This window comes from Catenulispora pinistramenti (genome assembly GCF_018274385.1).
Lineage (GTDB): Bacteria > Actinomycetota > Actinomycetes > Streptomycetales > Catenulisporaceae > Catenulispora > Catenulispora pinistramenti.
Window position 1 is genome coordinate 1 of record NZ_JAAFYZ010000320.1, and the last position, 9,332, is coordinate 9,332.

Annotated in this window: 8 protein-coding genes; 3 read left to right on the forward strand and 5 right to left on the reverse strand. The window is 69.3% G+C overall.

From position 1 onward, the window contains the following. The first annotated feature begins 25 nt into the window (after positions 1 to 25). Complete coding sequence (locus KGQ19_RS45310; RefSeq protein WP_212021273.1) at positions 26 to 1,063, forward strand: HAD family hydrolase; 1,038 nt, start codon at positions 26 to 28, stop codon at positions 1,061 to 1,063. Positions 1,064 to 1,119: 56 nt separating this feature from the next. On the opposite strand, the gene dprE2 is transcribed toward KGQ19_RS45310, so the two are convergent. The 4 genes from dprE2 to coaE all read right to left on the reverse strand — a co-directional run bounded on the left by dprE2 (position 1,120) and on the right by coaE (position 5,029). Further along, complete coding sequence (dprE2, locus tag KGQ19_RS45315; protein ID WP_212021274.1) at positions 1,120 to 1,875, reverse strand: decaprenylphospho-beta-D-erythro-pentofuranosid-2-ulose 2-reductase; 756 nt, start codon at positions 1,873 to 1,875, stop codon at positions 1,120 to 1,122. A 68-nt stretch (positions 1,876 to 1,943) separates the two neighbouring features. Then, the gene (gene dprE1 / locus KGQ19_RS45320) at positions 1,944 to 3,347 is read right to left on the reverse strand and encodes a decaprenylphosphoryl-beta-D-ribose oxidase (protein ID WP_212021275.1); all 1,404 of its coding nucleotides are present in this window, start codon (positions 3,345 to 3,347) and stop codon (positions 1,944 to 1,946) included. Between the two features lie 29 nt (positions 3,348 to 3,376). After that, on the reverse strand, positions 3,377 to 4,390 hold the full coding sequence (locus tag KGQ19_RS45325) for a decaprenyl-phosphate phosphoribosyltransferase (RefSeq protein ID WP_212021276.1): 1,014 nt from the start codon (positions 4,388 to 4,390) through the stop codon (positions 3,377 to 3,379). Positions 4,391 to 4,399: 9 nt separating this feature from the next. Next, positions 4,400 to 5,029 (reverse strand): dephospho-CoA kinase, encoded by a 630-nt coding sequence (gene coaE, locus KGQ19_RS45330; protein WP_212021277.1) that lies wholly within the window; start codon positions 5,027 to 5,029, stop codon positions 4,400 to 4,402. A 107-nt stretch (positions 5,030 to 5,136) separates the two neighbouring features. Between coaE and KGQ19_RS45335 the strand changes: the two genes are divergently transcribed. Next, positions 5,137 to 6,894: a N,N-dimethylformamidase beta subunit family domain-containing protein gene (locus KGQ19_RS45335; protein WP_230420436.1), complete on the forward strand. Its 1,758-nt coding sequence runs from the start codon at positions 5,137 to 5,139 to the stop codon at positions 6,892 to 6,894. A gap of 67 nt (positions 6,895 to 6,961) precedes the next feature. Here the strand turns inward: KGQ19_RS45335 and KGQ19_RS45340 are convergent, their stop codons facing one another. Beyond that, positions 6,962 to 7,828 (reverse strand): oxidoreductase, encoded by an 867-nt coding sequence (locus KGQ19_RS45340; RefSeq protein ID WP_212021278.1) that lies wholly within the window; start codon positions 7,826 to 7,828, stop codon positions 6,962 to 6,964. A 73-nt stretch (positions 7,829 to 7,901) separates the two neighbouring features. Between KGQ19_RS45340 and KGQ19_RS45345 the strand changes: the two genes are divergently transcribed. Further along, positions 7,902 to 8,552: a TetR/AcrR family transcriptional regulator gene (locus KGQ19_RS45345; protein ID WP_212021279.1), complete on the forward strand. Its 651-nt coding sequence runs from the start codon at positions 7,902 to 7,904 to the stop codon at positions 8,550 to 8,552. Positions 8,553 to 9,332: the final 780 nt, after the last annotated feature.

Consider the following 9,332-nt stretch of genomic DNA (forward strand, 5'->3'; position numbering starts at 1 on the left):
GGGCTGATGGGGAGGTTTTGTGGAGATGAGTGGCGCGCAGGATGTACCGACGTCACGCTCGGCGGATGTGGAGGCGGTCCTCTGCGATCTCGATGACACGCTGTATCCGCAGGCCGCGTGGTTGGAGGGCGCGTGGTGCGCGGTCGCGGCGGCCGGCGCGCGTCGGGGGATCGACGAGGCGGCGTTTCTGGACGCGCTTCGGGCCGAGGCGGCGCTCGGGTCCGCGCGTGGCGGGATCATTGACCGGGCGCTGGCGGCGGTGGGCGCGGCGGGGCTCGGTCCCGCGGCGGTGGGCGCCGCAGGACTCAGTTCTCTCCTTAACCCCGCCCCCTCCCAACCAGCTAATACGACCATGCAGAATTCAGACGCGCGCGACCCCACGGGTACGACCCGCAGCACTGCGGATGCGACCCACGAACCCGCGGACCCGGCCCACAGCACCGCAGATCCAGCTCGCGGCACTGCGGATGCGCCCCGCAACCTCGCGGATGCGACCCGCAGCACTGCGGACGCGCCCCGCGAGCCCGCAGATCCGGCCCGCGCCGCTGCGGATGCGACCCGTAGCACTGCGGATGCGGCTCGCAGCACCGCGCCCGAGCTCGTGGCGCACCTGGTCGGCGTGTTTCGTGCGCACCAGCCCGAGCGGCTGGAGCCGTATCCCGGGGTGCGGGCCGCGCTGGCCCGGCTCCGGGTGGCGGGGGTGCGGCTCGCGGTGGTGACTGATGGGGATGTGGAGATGCAGGCGTGGAAGGTGCGCGCCTTGGGGTTGTCGGCTTTCTTCGAGTGCGTCGTTGTTTCGGACGCGCTTGGCGGGCGGGGCGTGCGGAAGCCTCATCAGGCGCCTTTTGTGGCTGCTCTGGAGGGGCTTGGGGTGGGGCCCGCGCGGTGTGTTGTTGTGGGTGACCGGCCTGATAAAGATGTTATGGGGGCTATGGGTCTTGATATAAGGGCTATTCGGGTGAAGACGGGGGAATATGGGCTGGTGGGTGATGTGCCAGGGACCTGGTATACGGCTGCTGACTTCGCTGCCGCCGTTGATTGGTTGTTGCCGGGGCGGAAATGAAGCGGCGCGCGCCGGGATGGTGATCCCGGTGCGCGCCGCTAGACGGCAGCCGTGCGCTACATCGGCAGGCGGCGGAACAGCGGGCGCGGGACGTGGCGCAGGCCGGACATCACGTAGCGGAAGGCGCCGGGGGCCCAGACGGTGTGGGAGCCGCGGCGCAGGCCGGTGATGATGAGGTCCGCGACAGCGTCGGGGGTGGTGGACAGGGGGGTCTTCTCCTTGCCCTGCGTCATCTTGGTGTCGACGAAGCCGGGGCGGACCACCATGACGTGGACGCCGGTGCCGACCATGCTGTCGCCCAGGCCCTGGGCGAAGGCGTCGAGGCCGGCCTTGGAGGAGCCGTAGATGAAGTTGGCGCGGCGGGCGCGCTCGGCGGCGACGGAGGACAGGACCACCAGGGAGCCGTGTCCCTGCTTCTTCAGGGCCTGGCCGACGATGATGCCGCTGGAGACGGCGCCGGTGTAGTTCACGTGCGCCACGGCCACGGCGCGGGCCGGGTCCTTCTCGTCCTCGGCCTGGTCGCCGAGGACGCCGAAGGCCAGCAGGACCACGTCGATGTCGTCGGTGGCGAACACCTGGGACAGGACCTTGTCGTGGTCGTCGGTGGCGGCGGCGTCGAAGGGGACCACCTCGACGGTGGCGCCGAGGGTGCGCAGTTCGGCGGCGTTGTCCTCAAGGCGCTGGGAGGGGCGGCCTGCGAGGTAGATCTTCTTGGTGCGGGCGGCCGCCATCTTGCGGGCGGTGGACATGGCGATGTCCGAGGAGCCGCCGAGTACCAGCAGCGACTGGGGCGCGCCCAGAGAGTCCTTCATGGCTGTAGTTCCTATCCGTTGGGGCTGTAGAGGGTCCGGGATGTGCCGACTACGACACCGTGAAACCTCTACAGGTGCAGGCGGCGCGCCTGGTCTGACATGAACACCTGGTGCGGGTCGATCTCTGCGCGCAGTTTGCGGAACGCCTCCAGGCGCGGGTACATCTCCGCCAGCAGTTCCGGACGCATGCGGGAGTCCTTGGCCAGGTACAGGCGGCCGCCGGCCTCCAGCACCTTCTCGTCCATGTCGTCCAGCAGCTGGGCCAGGCCCGGGGTGTTGGTCGGGAAGTCCAGCGCCAGGGTCCAGCCCTTGGTGGGGAACGACAGGTAGCCGGGGCTGCCCTCGCCGAAGCGCTTGAGGACGGTCAGGGCCGCGGGGGCGCCGTGGGCGGAGATCCGCTCGACGATCTGGCGCAGGGTGTCCTCGGTGCCGAAGGGGATCACGAACTGCCACTGCAGGAAGCCTGCGGGGCCATATACGCGGTTCCACTCCATGATGCCGTCCAGGGGGTGGAAGAAGGCGCCGACGCCCTGGATCACGCCTTCCTTGCGGACCGGCGCCTTGCGGAACCACATCTCGTTGAAGGCGCGGCCGGTCATCTTGTTCAGCAGGCCGCTGACCGGGACCGGCGGGACCTTGCCCAGGGACAGCGGGGCGAACTTGCGCGGGTCCTTGCGGACCTTGGCCGGCAGCTCGTCCAGCTTGGCGAAGTCGCCGCAGGTCAGGACCGAGCGGCCGAGGTTGCGGCCGGTGGACAGGCAGTCGATCCAGGCCACCGTGTAGGGGTACTTGTCGTCGGTGGCGGCCAGTTCGGCCAGGACGCCGTCCAGGTCCGGGGCCCGCCAGATGTCGGCCTTGATCCGGGCCGTCTCGACCTTCTTGAAGGCGATGGTGGCCTGGGTGACGATGCCGGTCAGGCCCATGCCGCCGGCGGTGGCCCAGAACAGCTCGGGCTCGGTGTCCGGGGTGAGGGTGCGGATCTGGCCGTCGGCGCCGAGCAGGTCCATCGACAGCACGTGCTGGCAGAAGGAGCCGGCGCTGTGGTGGTTCTTGCCGTGGATGTCGGCGCCGATCGCGCCGCCGACGGTGACGTAGCGGGTGCCCGGGGTGACCGGGACGAACCAGCCCAGCGGCAGCATCGTGCCCATCAGCTGGTGCAGGCTGACCCCGGCCTGCGCGGTGACGATCCCGTGCTCGATGTCGATGTTCAGGATCTTGTTCAGCGAGGTGGTGCGCACCACCCGGCCGCCGCCGTTCTGCGCCGGGTCGCCATAGGAGCGGCCCAGGCCGCGGGCGATGACGCCGCGCGGTCCGGCCCCGGTGACCAGTTCGGCCAGCTGCTCGACCGCCGTGGGGTCGGCGACGTCGGCGACCGAGGGGCTGGTCATGCCCCAGCCGTACAGGCGCTCGGCGTGCACCCCGTCGGTTGAACTCTGTTGTGGCACGGCCACGTCTCTCACGTCCCTATTCATTTCGACTCTCAGTACTGCCGCCGGCGGTCTCAGCCGCGCGCGCCGACCAGGATCACGCCGGTGGCGAAGACGACGAGCCACACGGCCCCGATACCCATGATGACGCGGTCCTTCAGGACGACGTCCTCGGGCTCCCCCGCCTTGCCGTTGTCGATGAACATCGAGTAGCGCAGGAAGATGAAGACCCAGGGGATGACCGAGACCTCCAACCACGGCTTGGCCGACTTGTGCGCGATATCCGGTGTGGAGGCCAGCTGGAACGCCCACAGCGAGTAGGTGACCATCGTCACCGTCGCCGCGGCCTGCCACACGAAACGCAAGTACGACTGCGAGTACTCCTTCAGCGACTTGCGGGAGGCGGCGGCTTCCTCGCCCATCACCACCATCTCGGAGTACCGCTTGCCGGCCACCATGAACAGCGAACCGAACCCGGTGGTCAGCAGGAACCACTGCGACAGCTCCAGGTTCGCCGCCACACCACCGACGATGGCCCGCAGCAGGAAGCCCGAAGCCACCATCGCCAGGTCCAGGACCGGCACATGCTTGAACCACAGCGAGTACACGATGTGCAACGCCATGTACACCGCGACCACCAGGACCGTGGTCCAGTTCGCTATGGCCGCGACCCCCAGGCCCGCCAGACCGCACACCGCGCCGGCCGCCAGGCCCTGCGGAATCGACACCCACCCGGCCGCGATCGGACGGAACCGCTTCTTGGGGTGACGACGGTCGGACTCCACGTCCATCACGTCGTTCACGAAATAGATGCACGACGCCGCCAGACAGAACGCGACGAAGGCGATCGCCGAGGTACGCAACACGTCGGCGTGGCCGAGCTTGGCCGCCGACAGCGGCGCGGCCAGCACCAGCACGTTCTTGACCCACTGCCGCGGCCGCGCGGCCAGCACCAGCGCGACCGGCAACGGCGGGCGCTTGCGCTGCTCGGCGAGAGCATCGACCGCGGCGGTGGCGGCGGTCGGACCCGTCGCGGGCTGGGGCTCGGACACTTGCGGCTCAGCAGACTGCGTGGGAAGGGATGTCACCGGGCAAACCTATCGGATGGTTGAATCGCGCAGGGCCAGCAGTTCGGACCACACCCGGTCCGTTTCCTGATCGAGGTCTGCGAGCGACCCGTTGTTTGCGATGACGTAATCCGCCGCCGCCAGACGTTCCTCACGCGTCGCCTGCGCCGCCATCCGCGCGGTCGCGTCCTGTCGGGACATACCACGGTTGGCAAGCAGTCTCGCGTAACGGACTTCGTCGTCGGCGTCGACCACGATCACGGCCGCGTAACCGCGGTCCGCCCCACCCTCGACCAACAGCGGAATATCGTAGACGACGATGCCCCCCTCCGGGGCGCTATTCGCCCATTCGGCCATCAATTCACCGACGAGCGGGTGCACGATCGCGTTCAGCGCGGCCCGCCGGTCCGGGTCGGCGAACACCACGGCGCCCAGCTTGGCCCGGTCCAGCGCGCCGTCCGGGCCGACCACCTCGGAACCGAACTCCTTGACCACCGCGTCATAGCCCACGGTGCCCGGCTCGACCACGCGGCGGGCCGCCAGGTCGGCGTCGACCACGGTGGCGCCGCGGGCCTTGAGCCTGGTCAGGACCTCGCTCTTGCCCGAACCGATGCCACCGGTGAGGCCGACGCTGAGCGTGGTCGGCTTGGCGTTCTGCATGGGCGGGCTCCGTTCGGCTGGGCTGTCGGCTCCCTGTTCGCGGTCGCCGTCCGCAGAAGGCTAACGTGGCGCTGCACGCTTTGGGTCACTGTCTGGAACGGAAGCGAATGGACGAGCGGGATACCGCAGCGGTGAACGCACCACGGACGGCACGCTGGAAGATCGTCACCGTTTCCGCCGTCTCGGCCGCAGCGGTGTTCGCCCTGGGCTACGCCTGCACCGGGGCCTCGGCGCCGTCCGCGGGGAGCGCCGGGCCCCCGGTGAAGATCACCACGCAGACCCCGGAGGCGTCGGACTCCTATGGGAACCTCCCTGCGGACCGCACCAAGCCGTCCTCAGCCCCGTGCGCGACGGTGCGCCGCCCGGCCGGCTGGAGCAAGATCGAGAACGCCAAGCCGGGTGACTCCTCGTGGCGGTCCAGCTTCGACGCGGACACCTCGTTGGTCGCCGGGTACTTGAACCAGGTGAGCGCGGCCTGTGGGGACACCCTTGAGCTGCACCTGTCCGGGTACGTGTCGTCCGCGTCCGTCACCGCTTACCGGATGGGCTGGTACGGCGGCACCGGCGGCCGGGTGGTGTGGAGCACCTCGCACGTCCCGGTCACCGCGAGTCCTGTGAAGAACTCCGGAGCGCCCACCTATACGGTCGAGGCCTCCTGGCCGGTCGCCGAACGCATCCCGGTCACCGCGGCCTGGACGCCCGGCTACTACCTGATCGTGATACGCGCCAAACCGCACGATGACGGCGACGCGATCCCGCTGATCATCCGGGACGACAGCAACGGCAACGGACCGGCCGGCAGCGGGAGTTCTCCGCTGCTTCTGCAGGCGTCCGTCCTGACGTACCAGGCGTACAACAACTACGGGCGCTACAGCCTCTACTACGGCCCGAAGGATCTGTCCTCGAAGCGCACGGACCGCTCCCGCGTGGCCTCCTTCGACCGTCCCTATAACGGGGACGGCTATCGCGCGCCGTTTCTATACGACATCCCATTGGCGGAAGAGGCGGAAAAGCTCGGGCTGGACGTCGACTACACCACCGACATCGACGTGGACGAGCGGCCGAGCCAGGTCGCCGCGCACAAGGCGCTGCTGATCGGCGGCCACTCCGAGTACTGGACGCGGCGCATGTACGACGCGGCCGTCTATGCCCGGGACAAGGGCACCAACATCGGGTTCTTCGGCGCGAACGAGATCTACTGGCACGCGCGGCTGGAGCCCTCGCCGTCGGGTGCGGACCGGCGCATGGTGGTCTACCGGTACGCGAACGAGGACCCGCTGGCGAAGTCCGATCCGTCGCAGGCGACGGTGCTCTGGAACTCCCCGCAGTTGCAGCGGCCGGAGAACTCCATCGTGGGTCCGGCCTATGGGGAGCTCGGGGCGGACGGCGGGGCGTTCCGGATCCTGCAACCGGATTCCTGGATCTTCGCCGGGACCGGGGTCGCCAAGGACCAGTACCTGAAGAACTCTCTGGCCGGTGAGTACGACACGGTGAAGAGCGTCGGCGGGACCCCGCCGGACATCGACGTCATCGCCGCGGCGCCGATCGTGTTCAGCGGGCAGTCGACGATGGCGACGATGTCGTATTACACGGATCCGTCGGGGGCCGGGGTGTTCGCCGGCGGGATGACGTACTGGGACTGCCAGATGGCGCAGATGTGCGGGGACCGGCCGGTGGATCCGGGGACGGCCCACGTTTTAGCGGCGGTGACGGACAACGTGCTGCGGGCGTACGCGCAGGGGCCGGCCGGGAAGCGGTATCCGTCGATGTACCGGCCGGCGCCGAGTGCGCAGGCGTTGATCTCCACGGCACCCTCGCTGAGTGACGTCGGGGTCGGGCCGCCGAAGACGTCTACGTCGGAGTAGGGCTTGCTTACGTCGGAGTAGGGCTTGCTCACGTCGGAGTAGGGCTCGCAGCTTCCCGGGTCGGCGCTCAGCCGGGAAGCTGCGCGCCGTCCGGGAAGTCGGTGGAGCGGGTCAGGTCGGCCCACTCCTGGATCTCCTTGTCGACGGCGGCCCGGCCGTTGGTGATCAGGCGCAGCGCGTCCGAGCCGAGGAGCAGGTGGGCCGGCGGGTTCGGGACGCCGATGATCTTCAGTACGGCCTCGGCGGCCTTGCGCGGATCGCCGAGCTGGTGCCCGTCTGCGGCCTTGCGGTGGTCCCGGACCGGGTCCATGACCTGGTCGTAGTCCGCGATGGAGCGGTCGGTGCGGACCATGGAGCGGCCGGCCCAGTCGGTGCGGAAGGAGCCCGGCGCGATCGCGGTGACGTGTACGCCGAAGGGGGCGACCTCCTTGCCGACCGTCTCCAGGATGCCTTCCAGGGCGTGCTTGCTGCCCTGGTAGAAGGATGTGCCCGGGACCGTGATCAGGCCGGCCATCGAGGTGACGCCGAGGATGTGGCCGCGGCGGCGGCGCCGCATATATGGCAGCACGGCTTTGACCGTGGCCACCGCGCCGAACACGTTCACCTCGAACTGCGCGCGCAGTTCGGCCATCGTCGACTCCTCGAAGACGCCCTCGTGGCCGTATCCGGCGTTGGCGATGGCGACGCCGATCGGCCCGACGGTGGCCTCCACCTCCTCGACGGTCCGGAACACCGCGTCGTCGTCGGTGATGTCGAGCAGGCGGGCCAGCGAGCGCCCGGGGCGTATCGCTTCGAAGTCCTCGGCGTCGGCGTCCTTGCGCACGGTGCCGACGACGGTGTGACCGGCCGCGAGGGCACCCTCGGCGAAGGCCCGGCCGAGGCCGGAGCTGGCACCGGTGATCAGGAAGGTCTGGGGTGTGGGGTTCGTCGTCATGCCTCGATTCTACACAGCGCTGAGAAAAATCTGCACAGTGTCAAAAATACTCGGCACCAGATAGCATGCCGGGATGGAGGACGATCGACGAGAAGCGGGGACCCGCCGCCGGGTGGCCCCGACCAAGGGTGACCTGCGCGAACGCGCGATCCTCGACGCCGCCGAGCAGCAGCTGGACTCCGAGGGCGCGGACGGCATGACCGTGGCGACGATCGCGCAGGCGGCCGGGATCACCAGGGGCGCGCTGTACTTCTACTTCGGCTCGAAGAACGAGGTACTGGCGGCTCTGGTGGCGCGCACCGTGGCCACACTGCGCGCCGAGATGGACGCGGCGGACGCCGACGGCGCCAGTGCCCCCGGCGACGCCCTGCGCCAAGGCGTCGAGCAGACCGCGCGGATGTGGCGCGAGCACGGAACGGTGATGCGAACCGCGGTGGAGCTGTCGCCGACGGTCCCGGCGATCGACCAGGCCTGGCGCTCAGCCGTGGTCGCGCTAGCCGACACCACACGCGGCATCGCCGAACGCGCTGGCCTACCCGCCGGCCCCGGGCCACACGACGCCGCGGCGGTCGCGGCGGCACTGGTGTGGATGACTGAGCGCGCGCTCTACCAGGCGACGGTCAGCGGCGGCTCGCTGGACGAGGCGGCGGCGACGCTGCTGCATGTGTGGTTGGCGGCGCTGGGGATTCCGGCGGGCGCGGAGCTGGGCGGCGCAGAGGGCTGACTGACCGGGGCGGGACGCTGCTGGGCAGGTGGGAGCGGAGAAGCTAGCCCGTGCCCGGCAAGCGCCGAGCTGGCTGGCGCGGAAAACCAATCGGGCCAGAGCAGAGAGCTGACCGGGCAGGCGAGGAGCTTGCCCGGCGAGCGCCGAGCTGGCCGGGGCGGAAAGCTGCTGGGCAGGTGGAGCGGAGAAGCTAGTGCCGTATCAGGCAACGTTTGCGCTGGTGATGACTTGGGCTGGGCGGAGGTTGTCGGCGTGGTGGTTTCGCTAGATTGCTGGCCGGGCGGCGGTTGGCGTGTGGGTTCAAAGCTTTTTACGGCCTTCGGTCATAGTTGTGCCGGTTCGGGGTTCGGGGTGGTGGGTGTGTTTGTCGGCTGCCAGTTCGCGCATTCACAACCCCGCCCCGCCTCAGGCCTCTTCAACACCAGCAAGTCAGGGCAAGGGGCACAGGCCAGATCAAGAGCAAGATCAACAGCGCAGGCAAGATCAAGAGCTGAAGATCAAGAGCTGAAGGTCAAGGTCAAGGTCAAGAGCTGTGGTGAAGAGCCGGGCCTCCGGCGGGCCTCGACAACCTCAGGGAAACTAGCGCGGTTCCCTCGGGTGGCCGATCTAGTCTCAGCGGCTGCGGTCCCTGAGGTGGTGCGGTCCGTTCCCCACGGTCGCGTCGTCAGCCCGGGGGGTACAGCACCGGTGTCCGGGGGTAAAGTCCGCGCGCGGCGGACATGCAGGTAGGCGGCGGTTTTTGATAGCGCGAACTTGACCCCCGGCCACCGGCACTGTAGG

Bases quoted from the DNA above. Each gene is read 5' to 3' on its own strand.
- KGQ19_RS45345 (WP_212021279.1), top strand. From the start codon at position 7,902: ATGGAGGACGATCGACGAGAAGCGGGGACCCGCCGCCGGGTGGCCCCG.
- KGQ19_RS45310 (WP_212021273.1), top strand. From the start codon at position 26: ATGAGTGGCGCGCAGGATGTACCGACGTCACGCTCGGCGGATGTGGAG.
- dprE2 (WP_212021274.1), bottom strand. From the start codon at position 1,875: ATGAAGGACTCTCTGGGCGCGCCCCAGTCGCTGCTGGTACTCGGCGGC.
- coaE (WP_212021277.1), bottom strand. From the start codon at position 5,029: ATGCAGAACGCCAAGCCGACCACGCTCAGCGTCGGCCTCACCGGTGGC.
- KGQ19_RS45340 (WP_212021278.1), bottom strand. From the start codon at position 7,828: ATGACGACGAACCCCACACCCCAGACCTTCCTGATCACCGGTGCCAGC.
- KGQ19_RS45335 (WP_230420436.1), top strand. From the start codon at position 5,137: ATGGACGAGCGGGATACCGCAGCGGTGAACGCACCACGGACGGCACGC.
- dprE1 (WP_212021275.1), bottom strand. From the start codon at position 3,347: ATGAATAGGGACGTGAGAGACGTGGCCGTGCCACAACAGAGTTCAACC.